This window comes from Pseudomonas sp. 9.2(2024) (assembly GCF_039695385.1).
Lineage (GTDB): Bacteria > Pseudomonadota > Gammaproteobacteria > Pseudomonadales > Pseudomonadaceae > Aquipseudomonas > Aquipseudomonas paraglycinae.
In genome coordinates, this window is sequence record NZ_CP155585.1 from 2124138 (window position 1) to 2142118 (window position 17981).

Consider the following 17981-nt stretch of genomic DNA (forward strand, 5'->3'; position numbering starts at 1 on the left):
CCGCCCCGTTTTTGCGTCTGCAGTTCGATAAAGATCAGTTACAGACTTCTCCTACATCTTTCGCCTACTCGCCTGACTTCTTTTCCGTTTGATCCCCCGCAAAGTCCGTCGCCTGATTTTTGCGCGAGGGAACGCACATGTTTGACCCGGTTTTTCGTTTCGCCATGCGCATGGAGATGCGCTGATGGATGCCGTCACCCGCATCGAGCAAGAACTCGACAGCTTTCCCCGCACCCTCGATCTCTATCGCGAACAGCTGAAGCACTGGCTCAGCCGCTCGGCAGACACTGTCAGTCATACGGCCGATCTGCCGTCGCTGATGGGGATGGAGCGGATCATCCGTTTTGGCGAGCACAGCACGGCGGTTGCGATAGACGACGGCCGTTTTTCTTCTGCGGTCGTGCAATGCCCGGAAAGCGGGCCGATGGAGATCGAGAGCAAGTTCGAGTCGGCGTACGACATTCCGTTGGGCGACATCGTTGTCGATGTGGTGGCGGTGGAGGGCGGTGCAGTCAAGTCGGTCACCCTCGATGCTCAGGGCAAAGGGGAGTTCACCGGTGAGGCGGGCAAGTTTTATCGGGTGGTGGTGCACGGCGAGGCCAGCGAGCAGCAGGTTGATGCGCTTTTCGAATCCTACGATGGCCTGACTCGGCAGCTGGATGGCTGGCTGCGCAGCGAGTGGCAGGGATTCAAGCCGCAATGGTCGCAGTCAGTGGCCACAGCAGCCGGGAACGGCATGCTGGCCGGGAGCTGGGCAGCGATCGAGGGAGTGTGGGACAGCATCGGGTTGCTGTCGGAGATGCTCCAGGATCCCGGAAAGTTTGCCGAGCGGTTGGGCAGTGGCGCCGCACAGCTGATCGCGTTGGCAGATACAGCGCCGGAAATGATGGAGAAGCTTCAGTTGCTGGTCAGTGACGAAGCGGCGCTTTGTCTGTTGCTGCATACCGCCAGCCTCTGGCTGGAGATGCTGCCACCCAGTGAAATTGCCGGGAAAACCGCCGAGGCGATGTCGATGGTGGTGGTGCAACTGCTGATCGATGTGTTGATCGGCGTTGTACTGACCTTTGTTGGCGCCGGAGCTGGGATTGCGTACCTGACCTTGCGTCTGGCGGAGCGTGGCGCTCAGTTGCTGTCGGCGGTGACGCGCCTGGTGAAGGCGATGTTCGGCATCGTCAGCACCTTCATCGGCTACGTGAACCAGTACAAATCCGTCGCCGCACGGGGCATTGCTGCCGGGGTGAAAAAGGGGCGCATGCAATTGCGCTGGGATGCCCGGCGCAATGCTTCCCTGAAAAAAGACGAACACCACGACGACACGCCGGATCAGGCGAAAAACCCCAACGGTGACAGTGCCGATTGTGCGCCGCTGACCTGCACCAACGGCTGTCCGGTGTCGATGGTCACCGGTGAGGAATTGCTGACCCTCACCGATGGCGTGCTCGATGGGCTGTTGCCGTTCGAGTTCAGCCGGTTGTACCGCAGCAGCGCGGCCGAGATTGATGTCGGGCTAGGGTTTGGCTGGAGTCACTCGCTGGCGCATCGGCTGGAGGTCGAGGGCGCTTCGGTGTTCTGGGTGGACCACGAGAACCGGCGCACGCGGTTTCCGTTGCCGAGCGTTGAGCGGCCGGCGATACACAACAGCCTGTCGCGGGCGGCGATCTTTCTCGGGAATGAGCCGGAGGAGTTGATTGTTGCGCTGGCGGGGGACGCGGCGCGGTTTTATCACTTTCGGGCGGGGCGTCTGACGGCTGTCAGCGATGCCTATGGCAACCGCTTGCGTATTACGCGGGACCGCTTGGATCGCGTTGAGCGCCTCGATAACGGGGCCGGTCGTTCCCTGTTGCTGCGCTATGAGCGGGCGCATCTGATCGCGGTCGATTATCAGGTGTGGCGCGATGCGGCCTGGCGCACCGAGCAGACGCTGGTCAGTTACCGCTTTGATGCTCGCCATCGACTGATCGAGGCGTCCAACGCGGTTGGCGAGACTGAGCGTTACGACTACGACGACCAGCACGTCATCCTGCAACGGCAACTTAGCGGCGGCGCGAGTTTCTTCTGGGCGTGGGAGCGCGCCGGCAAGGCGGCGCGCTGCGTGCGGCACTGGGCGTCGTTTTCGCAGATGGACACGCGTTACGTCTGGGATGACGCTGGCCGGGTCACCGTGCAGTACGTCGATGGGACTGAGGAAACTTACGTCCACGACGACACCGCGCGGTTGGTGCGTCAGGTCGCCGCCGATGGTGGTGAGCAGCTCAAGGCCTATGACGCGCAGGGTCGGTTGGTCGCCGAGCAGGATGCGCTGGGCGCGGTCACCGAGTACCGCTATGACGACGCCGGGCGGTTGATCGCGCTGATTCCGCCGGACGATGCGCCGACGTCCTACGAGTACCGCAACGGTTTTCTGCACAGCCGCTCACGTGGCGATGCGGTGTGGACGTACCGGCGCAATGCCCAGGGTGACATCACCGAAGCGGTCGATCCCGATGGCCATGTCACCCATTACCACTACGACGCGCAGGGGCGGTTGCTGTCGATCCGTTATCCGGATTCGGGTCGGCATGTGTTCGTGTGGAACGACCTGGGTCAGTTGGTCGAGGAAAGCTTGCCGGACGGTGGGGTTCGGAAGTTTTCCTACGACCTTCAGGGGCGGCGGATTACTGCGCAGGACGAAAACGGCGCGATCACTCGCCACGCGTGGGACGCCGTTGGCCGGCTGATCCAAACAACGCTGCCTACCGGGGCGACACGGGCTTTCAGTTACAGCGCCTACGGCCAGATCACCGCCGAGCGAGATGAACTGGGGCGTATCACCCGCTACGAATATGACGACGACCTGCATTTGGTCAGCCGGCGGATCAACCCCGACGGCACGCGCCTGCAATACCGCTACGACCATGCGCAGCTGCTGCTGACGGAAATCGAGAACGAGTCCGGCGAAAAGTATCGGCTGGACTACACGCCCACCGGACTGATCCGACAGGAAACCGGCTTCGATGGCCGACGTACCGCGTACGCCTACGACCGCAACGGCCACCTGCTGGAAAAGACCGAGTTCGGCGATGACGGCTCGACGCTGGTCACCGGCTATCAACGTGATGCTGCTGGGCGTCTGCTGCTCAAGACCCTGCCGGATGGGGTCGAGGTCAGCTACCGCTATGACCGCCTCGGTCGGCTGGTCGGCGTGGATGACGGCCAGGATCACCCGCTGGCCTTCGAATACGACCGGCAGGACCGGCTGGTGCGCGAGCATCAGGGCTGGGGCACCTTGCGTTACAACTACGACGCCTGCGGCCAGCTCACCCGCCTGCGCCTGCCGGACAACAGCAAGCTCGATTACCACTACGCCAAGGGCGGCGCGCTGACCGCGATCGACCTCAACGGCGCCTTGCTCACCCGCCACGTCTACCAGAACGGCCGCGAACAACAGCGCCAGCAAGGCCTGCTGCTCAGCGAATACACCTACGACGAACAGGGCCGCTTGAAGTCCCACGCCGTAGGCCATCAACGCAGCGCGCTGTACCGCCGCGACTTTGCCTACAGCGCCAACGGCAACCTCGAACACATCGCCGACACCCGCCACGGCCAGCGCAGCTACACGTACGACGCCCTCGACCGGCTGATCCGCGTGCGCCACACCCGCGACGATGTGCCGGAAAACCTCGCCCACGACCCGGCCGGCAACCTGCTGATGCAGGATCGCCCCGGTCCGACACAGATCAACGGCAATCGCCTGCGGATGCAGGGCGATCGTCATTACGACTACGACGCCTTCGGCAACCTGATCCGCGAACGCCGCGGCCGCGCGCAAACCCTTGTCACCGAATACCGCTACGACAGCCAGCACCGCCTGATCGGCCTGACCCGCCCCGACGGCAAAACCGCGACCTACCAATACGACGCCTTCGGCCGGCGCATCCGCAAAACCGTCGACGGCCAGACCACCGAGTTCTTCTGGCAAGGCGACCACCTGATCGCCGAAAGCAGCAAGGAACAGCACCGCAGCTTCATCTACGAACCCGGCACCTTCCGCCCATTGGCCATGCTCGACGGCAAAGGCCCGAAACGCGCCTGCCCGTTCTACTACCAGCTCGACCACCTCGGCACCCCGCAGGAACTGACCGACTACAGCGGCGAGATCGTCTGGTCAGCCAAATACAGCGCCTACGGCAAGGTCACCTCGCTGGAACTGGCGACCGAGGACTACCTGAACCAGCCGCTGCGCTTTCAGGGGCAATATTTCGATGACGAAAGCGGGCTGCATTACAACCGGCACCGGTACTACGACCCGGACGTGGGACGGTATCTGACGCCGGATCCGGTGAAGCTGGCGGGTGGGCTGAATCAGTACCAGTACGTGCCGAATCCGACAGGGTGGGTGGATCCGTTGGGGTTGACGTCCAACTGTCCGCCGCCGAACAAGCCGGGTTGTTCGGTGCCTGGTGATGTCAGTGGCGTCAAGGTTCATGAAGGTGAGCCAGCGCTGCCGAAGATGACGGCGCAGGAGCGGCGGGCGAGGATTGATGCGTTAGCTGAGGAAAATGCTTATAGGCGTCTACATGACATGGAGGATCCAACGAATGGAGAGCATTTTCTGGAAAAACACGGTGCCCAAACTACCTTGAACTCTCAATTTGAACGAGTGACCTCAGCTAAAAATCCGACGACAGGAATCGTGGAGGTTTATAGCAGTGGGAAAAAGAAAGGGCAGCCTATGATCCCATCGGCGGCCACGCATTTTTTGAGTCATAGAGATCAGTTAAATGCTATTTATAGAGCACAGCTGATTCTTCGATACACAAACCTACAAATATCGAAGAGGCCGATTGATATGGGGAAGGTGATTGGTGAGGGATACAAGAAAGGAAGCCTTGATTATGGAAGGCAAACGAAGGCGGTAGTTATTCTTGATGCAAGTGGGCGTGTAAAGACAGCATATACGGATTTTGATTGATGAAAGTTTCTTATGAGATTGTCGATATAAAAAATCTGCTTTTTGTTTTTGATATAGAGAATGTAAGAAATGACGAGAGGGAGAGGGCTATAGTTTCCAGAAATGTAAATAATGATGAAGAGCTAACTGAGTTGTTTGATGTTCTTTTGAAACCTGAATTTTTGGACTATACCCCTCGCGAACAGGCTTCTCTAACAGACACCATCGCTCATTTTTTAAAAGAGGGTGACAGTTTTGATCGTGTGTTTGGGCGAATGACGACGTATTTTGACGACGATATTTTGGATCAGCGCCGATTTATGCAGGTTCTGCTGAAGTGTTTGGTCAGATATCAGCTTGAAAAAATCAAGGGGTGAAATACTGAATGATTGAGGTCATTGAGGGGAGATGGTCATTCAACGACTTTAAGCGGTGGGGTCGCGGCGAATCGAACGCAGAACTATTTGGTGATCAGTACAGTGAAGATCCCGATGCTGTGGATCTAAATATTATAGGCGAGTGTGGAGACGCAGGGTTACTGGAATTGATCTCAAATCCAAACTGCAGAGAGCGCTTGTACTTTGCAGAGCTTTTGGTGCTTAGTCTTTGCGATGTTTTTCGGTCAGGGCAAGATTTGCCCTTTCAGTTTTCGAGATTTCTCGGAATTGAAAATCGTGAGGAATATTTCGAGAGCGTGATGAGTGTGGCGGAGCAGGTTTATAAAAAGTGTGAGGTGATTAATGCTATGAGTAGTTCGAATGATCCAGCCATAAAATCGTTTTATAAGCAGATAATGGATTTTCGTCATGATAAGACTAGCCTTGAGGGTGAGTTCTATCTTAGTTGCAGAGCACGATTCGACCTGAGTTTGTTTGGTGGTCCTCGGCTTTGACGGGATAAGGATGGAGATAATAATGTTCAGGCTGATTGGGCAGCCCCCTTCGCGACCAAGCTTTCTCCCAATGGGATTTGTGTTGTTTGGGGCGTCAGCGTTGGCCAATAACCTGCGGTGTATCAAGGTCAGGAGCCGTAAGACTATCAATCAAATGCACGCTATACCCCGGAACATTCTTCGCATGATGCTTCGCCTGCGAAGCCATCTCCGCCAACTGACTCGCATCCAGCTGCGCACACGCTTCAGGATGCAAATGCACCACGCCAATGGACAATGACAGCAACGGAAACTCCTGACGAATACCCTGGCGGTTCGGCGCAACAAAACACCCAGCCTCCAGATGTTCCGGGCGGTAGAAACGCCGGCATTGGCTCTGGAAATCATCAAGCAATTGGTTCAGCCGTTTGCGCCAATCCTCCGGGCCGAGCACCAACAAGAAATCATCCCCCCCAATATGCCCGACGAAATCGCGGGACGGGTCGACGCGTTCGTTGAGGCATTGCGCCAGACACAGCAGCACCTCATCCCCGCGCCCATACCCATAGATATCGTTAAAGGGTTTGAAGCTGTCGATGTCGACATAGCAGATAACCGACTCGCGCCCCTGTTGCAACAGGCGGGTGAGGCATTGCTGAATGGGCACATTCCCCGGCAACAAAGTCAGCGGATTGGCATAGCGGGCCTGCTGGATCTTCAGTTCGGTAATCAGTTTGAGCACGTCAATCACCCGGCCCAAGCCCAGGTAGCTGCCATTGAGGGTGATGATGAAATCTTCTTCGATGCGTTGCCGGGCGCGGCTGGTGATCAGGCGGCTGACCTGTTGCAGCGACTGGCTCATTTCGACGGCGAGGAAGTCGTCGTTCATCAGGCGGCTGATCGGTTTGCGGGCGAACAGGTCGGTGGCGAACGGTTTGAGCAGCGCATCGGACAGCGAGTGACGATGAACGATGCCGCATGGCTGACCCTGTTCGTCGAGCACCGCCAGTGAGTTCAGGTTGGCCTGACGGCGGAAGGCTTCCAGTACGGTAGCGGTCGGTGTGTCGCGATTCACGGCCGGTTGATCGTTGAGCAGGGCGCTGAGGTCGCTGCCTTCATCGTTCAATGTGACGGCGCTGCTGTCGTGCTTGGGCATCAAGGCGCGGGCATCGCGCGGCGGGTGTTCCTGAGGGCGCCCGAGCAGGTAGCCCTGCACCAGATCCACCCCCATCTCGGTCAGCACTGCCAGTTCTTCCGGCAGCTCGATGCCTTCGGCGATTACCTGCGCACGCGAGGCCTTGGCGATTTGCAGAATCGATCCGACGAACTCGCGCTTCAAGGCGTCCTGATGGATGCCGTCGATGAAGTGCCGGTCAATCTTTACGTAATCCGGTCGCAGCTCCGACCACAAACGCAGGCTTGAATAACCCGCGCCCAGATCGTCGAGGGCAATCGAAAAACCCATCGCCCGATAGTGATGCAGCGCAGTTTGCAGCAACTGAAAGTCATCGATCGGCGTTTGTTCGGTGAGTTCGATCACCACCTGACTCGGCGGAATACCAAAATCCTGCAGCAGCTGCAGCGTGCGCCCCGGCTGGTGCGCGGCTTCGAGCAGGGATTCCGGGGAGACATTGAGAAACAGCTTGCCCGGCAACTGCTGTTCGTTGAAACGGCGACAGGCGCTTTGGCGGCAGGCGATTTCCAGTTCGCTCAAGCGTCCGGCCTGGCGGGCCACGGCGAACAGGGCGATGGGGGAGTGCAGCGGGCTGTTGGACGGGCCGCGGGTCAGGGCTTCGTAGCCGAGAATGCGCCGTTCAGAGAGGCAAATGATCGGCTGGAACAGGCTGTGTAATCCGCTTTGAGTCAGGATCGAGCTCAAGGCACTCAGCTGTTCGGTCGTGGTCATGGCAATCTCTGGCGATAAAAAAAGGACTGGGAGCGTTCTCGATGAAGAGAACAGCTCCCAGTCCTTTATTGCACGACAGAATGATGACTGTTTGATGACGATCCGGGGATCGTCAGCATTAAATTGCCATCACCTTACTTCTTTGCGACCTGATTGCTCAGCTTCAGGTAATCCAGCAGTACGCGCCCGGTCTCGCTCAGGTAGGCGTCGTCTTCCGGTTTGACCTTGTCCGGCTCGGCGGCCGCCAGGGCGTCCTCGTCTTCTTTCTTCAGCTCTTTGAGCGGTTCTTCGCCTTTAGCCTTGCGACGGATGTTTTCCATCGCCAGTTGCTTGGCGTCGATGTCGGCGTGCTGGGCACGGCGTTCGGCTTCATTGAGGCTGACGGTTTTTTCTTCCAGCAGCTTCTGCGCCAGGGCCAGCTTGTCACGGATGAACACAAACTCCGCGTCCTTGGCGGAACGGGTGTCATGCTCGGATTTCAGCTGGGCCAGGTACGGCTTGAACGGATCGCTCGCCGGTTTGATCGCCGCGCGGATGGTGTCCCACGGCATGGCTTCCGGCAGGGCGCTTTCGCCGATTTCCTTGGTGTCGATGATCGACGGGTAATCGATGTCCGGCAGTACGCCCTGATGCTGGGTGCTCTGACCGGAAACCCGGTAGAACTTGGCCAGGGTCAGTTTCAGTTCGCCATGGTTCAGCGGCTGGATGGTCTGGACCGTGCCTTTGCCGAAGGTCTGGCCACCGATGATCAGCGCGCGGTGGTAGTCCTGCATGGCGCCGGCGAAGATCTCCGAAGCCGAGGCGGACAGACGGTTGACTAGCAGCGCCATCGGGCCTTTGTAGAAGGCGCCCGGGTTTTCATCTTCAAGTACATCGACCCGGCCATCGGCGTTACGCACGAGCACGGTAGGGCCCTTGTCGATGAACAGGCTGGTCAGCTCGGTGGCTTCCTGCAGGGAACCGCCGCCGTTGTTGCGCAGGTCGATGACCACGCCGTCGACTTTCTCTTTCTGCAGTTCGGTCAGCAGCTTCTTGACGTCGCGAGTGGTGCTCTTGTAGTCCGGATCGCCGGCACGAAAGGCCTTGAAGTCGAGGTAGAACGCTGGAATCTCGATCACGCCGAGCTTGTAGTCGCGACCGTCCTGTTTCAGGTTCAGCACGGACTTCTTCACGGCCTGGTCTTCGAGCTTCACCGCTTCACGGGTGATCGGCACGATCTTGCTGGTCTGGTCGTTCGGCGCATTGCTCGCCGGGATGACTTCCAGACGCACCACGGTGCCCTTCGGGCCACGGATCAGCTTGACCACTTCATCCAGACGCCAGCCGACCACGTCGACCATCTCTTTGTTGCCCTGGGCAACGCCGATGATCTTGTCGGCCGGAGCAACCTGCTTGGTCTTGTCGGCCGGGCCTGCCGGCACCAGACGCACGACTTTCACCTGGTCGTTGTCGCTCTGCAACACGGCGCCGATACCCTCGAGGGACAGGCTCATGTTGATGTCGAAGTTCTCCGCGTTATCCGGCGACAGATAGTTGGTATGCGGATCGTAAGACATGGCGAAGGTGTTTATGTACGCCTGGAAGATATCTTCGGCGCGGGTCTGGTCCAGACGCGCCAGTTGATTCTTGTAGCGCTTGGTCAGGGTTTCCTGGATCTGCTTCGGCTCTTTGCCGGCGATCTTCTGCCGCAGCACCTCGTCCTTGACGCGTTTGCGCCACAGGTCATCGAGTTCGGCGGTGGACTTGAGCCACGGAGCGTCCTTGCGATCGATCAGCAAGGTTTCCTTGGTGGTGAAGTCCATCTTGTCGACGCCTTTGTTCAGCTCGGCAAGGGCGAAGTCCAGACGCGCTTTCACGCGGTCCAGGTAGCGCTTGTAGATGGTGAACCCGGCGTTGAGGTCGCCGCTCTTGAGGAAGTCGTCGAACTGGGTCTTCCACTTGTCGAATTCGGCGATGTCGCTGGCCATGAAGTAGCTGCGCGACGGGTCGAGCAGCTTGATGTAGCTGTCGTAGATGATCACCGAGCGCGCATCGTCGAGCGGCGGCTTGCTGTAGTGGTGACGCTTGAGCAACTCGACGACGTTCAGACTGGCGATCACTTCGTCGCGATCAGGCTGCAACTTGTCCCAGCTGTTGGCTGCGAATGTGGTGCCCGACACCGGCAACAGACCGATACCGATGAAAAGAGCGAGGGCGGTGCTGGGGAGCAGATGCTTCATGCTGATTCGACGCGGGGACAATTGATAACGCATATTAGGCCGTCTTTGAAGTCGCCGGTACCTCTACGCTCTGTACGATAACTGCTGTTCAGCGTTCGTTCAGACCCCAGGGCCGGTCGCATAATGCAAAAAGCCCGGCGCTACAGCTTCGGGCTCAGTCCAGACTCACTATGGAGGCACTGTGAAGGCATTGCAAGGCGTTGAAGGTCAAGTGGCATGGGTTGATGAACCAAGTCCTACATGTGATGTAGGACAAGTTCGCATCCGGGTGGCGGCAGCGGGCCTCAATCGCGCGGATTTATTACAGAAAGCCGGACTTTATCCACCCCCTCCAGGTGCCAGCCAGGTGCTGGGTCTTGAGTGTTCCGGGGTGATCAGCGAGGTCGGCGCAGGCTCGTCCTGGCAGGTCGGTGACCGGGTTTGCGCCTTGCTGGCCGGGGGCGGGATGGCGCAAGAGGTGGTCGTCGACGCAAGGCATGTGCTGCCGGTTCCGGAAGGTGTATCGCTGATCGAGGCCGCTGCGTTGCCCGAGGTGTACGCGACCGTCTGGCTGAATGTGTTTCAACTCGCTGCGCTCAAACCGGGTGAGAAAGTTCTTCTGCACGCCGGAGCCAGTGGTATCGGTTCAGCCGCCATTCAACTGTGCAAGGCTTTCGGCAATCCCTGCTGGGTCAGCGTCGGCTCGGCCGAGCGGCTGGCCTACTGCGAATCGCTGGGGGCCCAGGGCGGGGTGGTTCGCACCGACGATCTGGAAAGCCTGCGGGATTTCGGGCCGTTCGATGTGATTCTGGATCCGGTGGGCGGCAATTATTCGGCTTTGAACCTTAAGTTGATGGCTCAGGACGGCCGATGGGTGCTGATCGGCCTGATGGGCGGCCGCGAGGCGAAGCTGGATCTGGCCCAGGTGCTGGCCAAGCGCGTGCAACTGCTGGGCTCGACCCTGCGCAGCCGTGACGATCAGTTCAAGGCCGATCTGTTCAGCGATCTGAGCCAGCACGTGTGGCCACTGTTTTCCGAAGGTCGCCTGAAGCCGCAACTGGCCAAGACCTTCCCGATCAAGGATGCCGAGGCTGCGTTTGCCGAGCTGGCGAGCAACACGGTGGCGGGGAAGCTGGTGCTGGTGATCGACGAAAGCCTGAGCTGATCGTTGATGCTTGTGGGAGCAGGCTTGCTCCCACAAGACAACCGCTTACTTCCAGAGGTGGATCGGCCAGCCAGACTTCTCGGCCTCTGCAAGCAGGACCGGATCCGGATTGACCACATGCGGGAAATCCACTTTCAGCAGCAGCGGCAGATCATTGCGTGAGTCGGAATAGAAACTCGCGCCCTCAAGGTTTTCCTCTTCGGCATCCAGCCATTCCAGCAAGCGGGTGATTTTGCCTTCGCGGTAGGTCAGGGTGCCCACGGTGTGGCCGCTGTACACGCCATGCGCCACTTCCAGTTCGATCCCCAGCACCTCGTCGATGCCCAGTCGATCGGCAATCGGTTTCACGAGGTGCGTACCCGAGGCCGAGATCACCAGAATCCGGTCGCCGGCCTTGCGGTGGGCGGCGATGGTCTTGGTGGCGTCGCTGAAGATGATCGGTTCGATGAAGTCTTCCACCCACGGTCCGACCAGATGCTCGACTTCTTCCGGGGTGCGGCCGATCAGCGGCTCGAGGCTGAAGTCCATGTAGTCTTCCATGCGCAACTTGCCATGGCTGTAGGCGTCCATCAGCTCGTTGTTCCGGCGCATGAACGACTCGGGATCGACCCAGCCCAGGCGCCCCATCTGCTCGCTCCAGAGGGTGGCGCAGTCGCCGTGGATCAGGGTTTCGTCCAGATCAAAAATTGCCAGGGCCATCAGTTCAGTTCCCTCTTGGGTGTCAGCAAAGTCATCAGGCTACCTCACACAGGGCGGTGGGATCGATGGAAAGTGACAGGCGCTGACCATCGGGATGCAGATCCGCCGCCGAACGGTTGAGCACATCCACCACCAGTTCCACGCCCCGGGCTTCGACGCGGTAGCGGATCACGTTGCCCAGCAGACTGTGGCTGCGGATTTGCGCATCGGGTTCACCGCTGAGGCTGAGTTCAATGGCTTCCGGGCGAATCGCGATGCGATGGTTGATCGGCCGCTGCAACAGCTTCGACGCGCTCTCGGCATCCAGCAGGTTGTAGTTGCCGATGAAGCCGGCGGCGAATACGTCGACCGGCGCGGTGTAGAGAGTTTCGGCATCGCCGCTTTGTACGATCTTTCCCTGATTCATCAGGAAAATCCGGTCAGACATGGTCAGGGCTTCTTCCTGATCGTGTGTGACGAAGATCGTGGTCAGGCCAAGTTCGCGCTGGATCTGACGGATCTGTTCGCGCAGGTGTTTGCGAATTCGCGCATCGAGGGCCGACAGCGGTTCATCCAGCAGCAACAGGCGCGGACGGGTCACCAGCGAACGGGCGAGGGCGACACGCTGACACTGGCCGCCGGACAGCTGATGCGGATAGCGACTGGCGAAATCGTTGAGTTCAACCAGTTTCAACACTTCGGCAACCCGCTTGTGGCTGTCGTCGGCGTTGACCTTTTGCATGCGCAGGCCGAAGGCGACGTTCTGTTCGACGGTCATGTTGGGGAACAGCGCGTAGCTCTGGAACACCATGCCGATCCCGCGCTTCTGCGGGGTGAGCGGCACGATGTCGACGCCATCGAGCAGAATCTTGCCGCCATCCACCGGCGTCAGCCCGGCGATGCAACGCAGCAGGGTGGATTTGCCGCAACCGGACGGACCAAGCAGGGTGACGAATTCACCCTTGTTGATTTCGCAGTTGATGTCGCTGAACACCGTGGTGCCCGCGTAGTTTTTCTGAAGGTGTTGGACGCTGACATAGCTCATTCGCTTTTGTCCTTGTTCAAGATGTTGGCGACCCAGGTCAGGACCAGCACGAAAAAGAAGTAGGAGATCACCAGCGCACTGGTGAAGTGGCCGCTGCTGTTGCGCATGTTGTTCAGATAAACCTGCAGGGTTTCGTAGCGGGTGCCGACCAGGATGTTGGCGAACACGAACTCACCGAACAGGAACGAGAACGACAGCAGCAACGCGACCATCAGGCCTTTGCGCAGGTTCGGCAGCACCACCAGGAAAGCTGCCTGAAAAGTGCTGGCGCCAAGCAGTTGGGCGGCGTCCATCAGGTCGCGCAGGTTGATCGCTTGCAGGTTGTTGGTGATCGCCCGGTACATGAACGGCAGCGCCACGGTGAAGTAGCAACCGATCAGGATCCACGGCGTGCCGACCATCGCGAACGGCCCGGAACCGTAGAGCTGCAACAGGCCCACCGACGACACCACCGGCGGTACGGCGAAGGGCAGCAGGATCAGGATGTTCATCAGCGCATCGAGTTTCGGGAAGTGGTAATGCACCACGAACAGCAGCGGCAGGATCAACACCACCGACAGGATCAGCGCGCCGACGCACACCAGCAGCGACTGACCGAAGGCGTGCAGAAAACGCGGATCGCTCCACAACTGGATGTACCACTTGAAGGTGAAACCGCTGGGCAGGATGGTGGCCGACCAACTGCTGGCGATCGAGTAGATCAGCGTGCCCACCAGCGGCAGCAGCAGGATGGCGAACAACAGATAGACCACGACGCGGTGGTAGACGCCGGCCGGGCCGGATTCAGCGCGAGACATGGTAGCTCCTCTTCAGCAGCAGTTGATGCACGACGGTCACCAGGGTCATCAGCGCCACCAGCACCACGGCCAGGGCGCTGGCCAGGTTCGGGTCGAGGGAAATGTCACCGGAGACCATCGCCGCAATCCGGATCGGCAATACGTTGAAGTTGCCGGTGGTCAGCGCGTAGACCGTGGCGTAGGCGCCAAGGGCGTTTGCCAGCAGGATCACGAAGGTGCCGAGCAGGGCCGGAGTCAGTACCGGCAGGCCAATGTGGCGCCAGAACTGCCAGCCGTCAGCGCCGAGCAGTGCGGCGGATTCGCGCCAGTCTTCACGCAGGGCGTCGAATGCCGGGTACAACAGCAACACGCCGAGCGGAATCTGGAAGTAGGTGTAGAGGATTATCAACCCGGTTTTCGAGTACAGGTTGAAGTCCTCGATGATCCCGGCCTGCTTCAACATGATGGTGATGCTGCCGTTGAAGCCGAGCAGGATGATGAACGCAAACGCCAGGGGCACGCCGGCGAAGTTGCTGGTCATGTTGGCGAAGGCGTTGACGAAGTTGCGCAGCTTCGAATCGACCCGGCGCAGGGAGTAGGCGCCCAGCACCGCGATGATGATCCCGAACACACTCGACCAGAAGCTGATTTCGAGGCTGTACTGGATCGCCTGCAGATAGAACTTCGAACTGAAGATCTTGCTGAAGTTGGCGAAGCCCCAACCGAATTCTTCCGATTGCAGGCTGTTGATCATCACCCAGATCAGCGGGGCGATTTCGAACACGATAAAGAACAGTGCGAAAGGCACCAGGCACAGGGCCGCCAGCCATTTGCCGCGAGTCATTGAGTTCACTTGAGCAACTCCCGGCACACAGGTTTGTCGTGGGGCACGCCGAGCAGTTCGCAGACGGTGCCGCAGATGTCGGTCTGCTTCGGTGCAGCTTCGCTGTCCAGGCTGAAGGCATCACCGAATACGAACAACGGCACCTGACGTTCTTCCGGCAGCAGGCCGTTGTGCGAGCGGTCGTTGTTCATGCCGTGGTCGGCGGTCACCAGCACCTGGCAGCCGGCGTCGAGCCAGCCTTGCAGGTAGTCGGCGAGGATGATGTCGGCGCTGCGCGCACTGTTGCGGTATTGCGGGGTGTCGAGGCCGTGCTTGTGCCCGGCGTCGTCGATGTTCATCGGGTGGATCAGCAGAAAGTCCGGTGCATGGCGCAGGCGCAGGTTTTCGGCGTCGGCGAACAGGTGCGAATCCGGATAGTGATCGTTCCAGTAAAAGTGGCCGTGCTGGATCGGTAGCGTCGGGTCATCGGTATGCCGATCCCGTGCTGCCACGAACGGCGAGCGGTTGTAGAGCTCGCTGACCCAGTGGTACGCCGCGGCGGCGGTTTTCAGACCGGCATCGCGGGCGTAGTGATAGATGCTGCGCTGACTGGACAGGCGCGAGACGTTGTTGTGGACGATGCCGCTGTCGATCGGCGGTACGCCCGTGAGGATGCATTCGTAAAGCGGTCGGGAGAGAGCCGGCAACTCGCACTCCAACTGGTAGAGCGCGGCGCGTCCTGCGCCAACGTAAGCCTGCAGATGCCCCATGGCGTGACGCGCAACCTCGTAGTTGAGGCCGTCGAGCACGACAAGGATGACGGTGTGCTTCATAGGGGCAAAAACTCCGCGAAACAATAAAAACGGGAAACTCGAAGTCGACACGGATCCTGTGAGAGCGGGCTTGCCCGCGAAGGCGTCATGTCATTCAACTCATGTGTTGAATGTGAAACTGCCATCGCGGGCAAGCCCGCTCCCACAGGGTTTTGCGTCAGACCCAGTGGGGATCTACCGGCTTACTTCATCTCGACGATGACTTCTTCGTTCCACTTCTGCGGCAGGGCCTTGGAGGTTTTTTCCCACGCATCGGCGTCCTTGATCGGGGTGACCTTCTTGTACTGATCGTTCGGCAGCAGCTTGGCTTTCACGTCTTCCGGCAGTTGCAGGTGCTCGGCGCGGATCGGGCGGGCGTTGCCGCGGGCGAGGTTGGTCTGGCCGGCGTCGCTGAAGATGTATTCGCGGGTCAGCTTGGCGGCGTTCGGGTTCTTCGCGTATTTGTTGATGATGGTGGTGTAGCCGGAAATCACCGAGCCGTCGGACGGGATCAGCACCACGTAGTCATCCGGGTTGGCCATCTTGGCCTTGTAGCTCAGGCCGTTGAAGTCCCAGACCACGCCGACTTCGATCTCGCCTTTTTCCATGGTGGCGATGGTCGGGTTGGCCATCGACAGGCGCCCCTGCTTGGCGATGTCTGCGAACAGCAGCAAGGCCGGCTGGAGGTTTTTCTCGTCGCCGCCGTTGGCCAGTGCTGCGGCGAGTACGCCGTTGGCAGCCTGGGCCGCGGTGCTCACGTCACCGATGGAAACCTTGTATTTGCCGCCCTTGAGGTCAGCCCATTTGGTCGGTACTTCGGAGCCGTGCAGCAGCTTCTTGTTGACGATGAAGGCGATGGTGCCGGTGTAGGCCAGTGCCCAGTTGCCGTCCTTGTCCTTGGCCCAGTCCGGCACTTGATCCCAGGTGCTCGGCTTGTACGGTTGCACCACGCCTTGCTTGACCGCGATCGGGCCGAAGGCCGCGCCGACGTCGCCGATGTCGGCGGTGGCGTTGTCTTTTTCGGCGGCGAACTTGGCGATTTCCTGGGCCGAACTCATATCGGTGTCGATGTGTTTCAGGCCGTATTTCTTGGCCAGGTCTTCCCAGGTACCTTTCCAGTTGGCCCAGTCATCGGGCATGCCGACGCTGTTGACGGCACCTTCCGCTTTCGCAGCGGCTTCGAGGGTTTTCAGATCATCAGCCGCCATGGCGGCGGTGCACATGGCAATGGTCGAGCCTAACAGTGTTGCCAGGAAAAGCTGTTTCATTCCGAAGCTCCTTGGTCGTGTTCAACGCTGCGATTGCGGTTTGTGTTGGTCTAGGTCAGCAATACCTGAGCCAATGTAGGGGGGCTGGATGACACTTTGATGTCGGCGGATACCTGACCCGCGTTTTATTTCTCCTGTATCGACGGCTGCCCGCTAAGCGTAGACCACCCGCAAAGTCCCGGTGGGCAAGGGACTTGGCCGATGTATTGCAAGTTGTCAGGGCGACCGTTCGGTAGTTTTGTCATCTCTCGGTCATCTGCACTGCCTAGGCTTGCAACATGACCAAACGGCGCAATAGCTGTGCGGTTTTGCCCCGAAACAGTGCTGGTCTAGTCCAGATAGGTAACGTTGATGCGCGATGAGGCAACAAAAGCGGTGACAGCGATTGGCCAGATCCTTCAGGAGCAACTCGACCATGGGTTGCTGGCGGCGGGGAGCAAGTTGCCGGCCGAGCGCAAGCTCAGTGAGTTGTTCGGCACGACGCGGATTACGGTACGGGAAGCCTTGTTGCAGCTGGAGGCGCAAGGGCAGATTTATCGCGAGGAGCGGCGGGGCTGGTTCGTGTCGCCACCGCGTTTGGCCTATAACCTGATGCAGCGCAGTCACTTTCACGCGATGGTCAGTGCGCAGGGGCGGGTGCCGTCGACCGAGGTGATTTCGGCGCGGTTGCAGCCAGCGTCAGCGGCGGTCTGTGCGTGGTTGCAGTTGCCGGCGTTGTCGAGCGTGATTCAGATTTGCCGGTCGCGACGGATCGATGGACGGCTGGTGTTGTATGTGGAGCATTATCTGAATCCGCAGTTTTTTCCGGGGATTCTGGAGTTTGATTTGAATCAGTCGATTACCGAGCTTTATGCGCGGCATTACGATTTGCACTATGGGCGGGTGCGGTTCGAGATTGTGCCTACGTCTTTATCGGTCGATGCGGCGGCGGCGTTGCGGGTGTCAGTGGGGAGTCCGGGGTTGAGGATTGCTCGGGTTAATTATGATCAGTCTGGGCGGTTGATTGATTGTGATCTGGAGTTTTGGCGGCATGATGCGATTCACGTTGGGGTTGACGTTGTTTGACCTTGACCTTGACCTTGGCGGCCTCTGGGCCGGCCAGGTTTTGGGTTGTTTTGGGTGAATATCCGTTTTTTCGGGGGGCTGCGGCTGGCGGTTCCGCTCTTACAGCGGCTCACTTTTCCAGACGCCGAAAAGTAAGCAAAAGGCTTGGCCCCTGCGTTCGGCCCCTCGCTGAGGCTCGGGGTTCCTTCGCTCCGGGATTCATCCGGGGGCATCGCCTACGGTTTGCTTCGCTGCACCTCCTCTCGATGCATGCGGCTGCGCCGCACGGTCGCTGCGCTCCCACCCCCGGATCAATCCCTCCACTCAGCCTTCCGATGGGGCCGGCACGTCAAAAGCTTTTCTTGAGCTAACGCTCATCGTGTTCTGGATATGTGCCTCTTAAGCGTCGGTTCTGCTGTTTGAGTTGGATTTTTTCAATTGGGCGAATCCGGATTTTAATTTCTG

The 17981-nt window shown here is 59.3% G+C and carries 13 protein-coding genes; 5 read left to right on the top strand and 8 right to left on the bottom strand.

Annotated elements, in window-relative coordinates; all coding sequences use genetic code 11:
- The first annotated feature begins 184 nt into the window (after nucleotides 1–184).
- The 3 genes from ABFB52_RS09615 to ABFB52_RS09625 are packed head-to-tail and all read left to right on the top strand — an operon-like array spanning nucleotide 185 to nucleotide 5822.
- Nucleotides 185–4951, top strand: coding sequence for an RHS repeat-associated core domain-containing protein (locus ABFB52_RS09615; protein WP_346836124.1), 4767 nt, complete (start codon nucleotides 185–187; stop codon nucleotides 4949–4951).
- A complete protein-coding gene (locus tag ABFB52_RS09620) occupies nucleotides 4951–5307 on the top strand; it encodes a hypothetical protein (protein ID WP_085748476.1) in 357 nt (118 codons plus the stop codon). Before ABFB52_RS09615 ends, ABFB52_RS09620 begins: the two co-directional genes overlap by 1 nt.
- An 8-nt stretch (nucleotides 5308–5315) precedes the next feature.
- Nucleotides 5316–5822 (top strand): hypothetical protein, encoded by a 507-nt coding sequence (locus ABFB52_RS09625; protein ID WP_085748477.1) that lies wholly within the window; start codon nucleotides 5316–5318, stop codon nucleotides 5820–5822.
- A 94-nt stretch (nucleotides 5823–5916) separates the two neighbouring features.
- Here ABFB52_RS09625 and ABFB52_RS09630 read toward each other — a convergent pair whose 3' ends face one another.
- Both ABFB52_RS09630 and ABFB52_RS09635 read right to left on the bottom strand, forming a co-directional pair.
- Nucleotides 5917–7707, bottom strand: coding sequence for a bifunctional diguanylate cyclase/phosphodiesterase (locus ABFB52_RS09630; protein WP_085748478.1), 1791 nt, complete (start codon nucleotides 7705–7707; stop codon nucleotides 5917–5919).
- 134 nt (nucleotides 7708–7841) lie between these two features.
- Nucleotides 7842–9926 (bottom strand): carboxy terminal-processing peptidase, encoded by a 2085-nt coding sequence (locus ABFB52_RS09635; protein ID WP_165369544.1) that lies wholly within the window; start codon nucleotides 9924–9926, stop codon nucleotides 7842–7844.
- Between the two features lie 181 nt (nucleotides 9927–10107).
- On the opposite strand from ABFB52_RS09635, the gene ABFB52_RS09640 reads away from it, so the two are divergent.
- A complete protein-coding gene (locus ABFB52_RS09640) occupies nucleotides 10108–11070 on the top strand; it encodes a zinc-binding dehydrogenase (RefSeq protein WP_129973337.1) in 963 nt (320 codons plus the stop codon).
- Between the two features lie 45 nt (nucleotides 11071–11115).
- On the opposite strand, the gene ABFB52_RS09645 is transcribed toward ABFB52_RS09640, so the two are convergent.
- From ABFB52_RS09645 to ABFB52_RS09670, 6 genes are all read right to left on the bottom strand, one after another.
- Nucleotides 11116–11769: an HAD family hydrolase gene (locus ABFB52_RS09645; RefSeq protein ID WP_102718289.1), complete on the bottom strand. Its 654-nt coding sequence runs from the start codon at nucleotides 11767–11769 to the stop codon at nucleotides 11116–11118.
- A gap of 34 nt (nucleotides 11770–11803) precedes the next feature.
- Nucleotides 11804–12793 carry an ABC transporter ATP-binding protein gene (locus ABFB52_RS09650; RefSeq protein ID WP_085748482.1) on the bottom strand — a complete coding sequence of 330 codons (990 nt, stop codon included), beginning with the start codon at nucleotides 12791–12793 and terminating at the stop codon, nucleotides 11804–11806.
- Nucleotides 12790–13590 carry an ABC transporter permease gene (locus tag ABFB52_RS09655; RefSeq protein ID WP_007960203.1) on the bottom strand — a complete coding sequence of 267 codons (801 nt, stop codon included), beginning with the start codon at nucleotides 13588–13590 and terminating at the stop codon, nucleotides 12790–12792. Before ABFB52_RS09655 ends, ABFB52_RS09650 begins: the two co-directional genes overlap by 4 nt.
- Nucleotides 13577–14413 (bottom strand): ABC transporter permease subunit, encoded by an 837-nt coding sequence (locus ABFB52_RS09660; protein WP_162130491.1) that lies wholly within the window; start codon nucleotides 14411–14413, stop codon nucleotides 13577–13579. Before ABFB52_RS09660 ends, ABFB52_RS09655 begins: the two co-directional genes overlap by 14 nt.
- 5 nt (nucleotides 14414–14418) lie before the next feature.
- Nucleotides 14419–15225, bottom strand: a complete 807-nt coding sequence (locus ABFB52_RS09665; protein ID WP_129973338.1) for an alkaline phosphatase family protein — start codon at nucleotides 15223–15225, stop codon at nucleotides 14419–14421.
- 182 nt (nucleotides 15226–15407) lie between these two features.
- Nucleotides 15408–16472 carry an ABC transporter substrate-binding protein gene (locus ABFB52_RS09670; RefSeq protein ID WP_102688265.1) on the bottom strand — a complete coding sequence of 355 codons (1065 nt, stop codon included), beginning with the start codon at nucleotides 16470–16472 and terminating at the stop codon, nucleotides 15408–15410.
- A gap of 351 nt (nucleotides 16473–16823) precedes the next feature.
- Here ABFB52_RS09670 and ABFB52_RS09675 point away from each other — a divergent pair, with 351 nt between their 5' ends.
- Nucleotides 16824–17537 carry a UTRA domain-containing protein gene (locus ABFB52_RS09675; protein WP_085732333.1) on the top strand — a complete coding sequence of 238 codons (714 nt, stop codon included), beginning with the start codon at nucleotides 16824–16826 and terminating at the stop codon, nucleotides 17535–17537.
- The last annotated feature ends 444 nt before the right edge of the window (nucleotides 17538–17981 follow it).

Coding starts and splice junctions, on each gene's coding strand:
- ABFB52_RS09630 (WP_085748478.1), bottom strand. CDS start 7,707: ATGACCACGACCGAACAGCTGAGTGCCTTGAGCTCGATCCTGACTCAA.
- ABFB52_RS09655 (WP_007960203.1), bottom strand. CDS start 13,590: ATGTCTCGCGCTGAATCCGGCCCGGCCGGCGTCTACCACCGCGTCGTG.
- ABFB52_RS09620 (WP_085748476.1), top strand. CDS start 4,951: ATGAAAGTTTCTTATGAGATTGTCGATATAAAAAATCTGCTTTTTGTT.
- ABFB52_RS09665 (WP_129973338.1), bottom strand. CDS start 15,225: ATGAAGCACACCGTCATCCTTGTCGTGCTCGACGGCCTCAACTACGAG.
- ABFB52_RS09625 (WP_085748477.1), top strand. CDS start 5,316: ATGATTGAGGTCATTGAGGGGAGATGGTCATTCAACGACTTTAAGCGG.
- ABFB52_RS09615 (WP_346836124.1), top strand. CDS start 185: ATGGATGCCGTCACCCGCATCGAGCAAGAACTCGACAGCTTTCCCCGC.
- ABFB52_RS09635 (WP_165369544.1), bottom strand. CDS start 9,926: ATGAAGCATCTGCTCCCCAGCACCGCCCTCGCTCTTTTCATCGGTATC.
- ABFB52_RS09650 (WP_085748482.1), bottom strand. CDS start 12,793: ATGAGCTATGTCAGCGTCCAACACCTTCAGAAAAACTACGCGGGCACC.
- ABFB52_RS09675 (WP_085732333.1), top strand. CDS start 16,824: ATGCGCGATGAGGCAACAAAAGCGGTGACAGCGATTGGCCAGATCCTT.
- ABFB52_RS09660 (WP_162130491.1), bottom strand. CDS start 14,413: ATGACTCGCGGCAAATGGCTGGCGGCCCTGTGCCTGGTGCCTTTCGCA.
- ABFB52_RS09645 (WP_102718289.1), bottom strand. CDS start 11,769: ATGGCCCTGGCAATTTTTGATCTGGACGAAACCCTGATCCACGGCGAC.
- ABFB52_RS09670 (WP_102688265.1), bottom strand. CDS start 16,472: ATGAAACAGCTTTTCCTGGCAACACTGTTAGGCTCGACCATTGCCATG.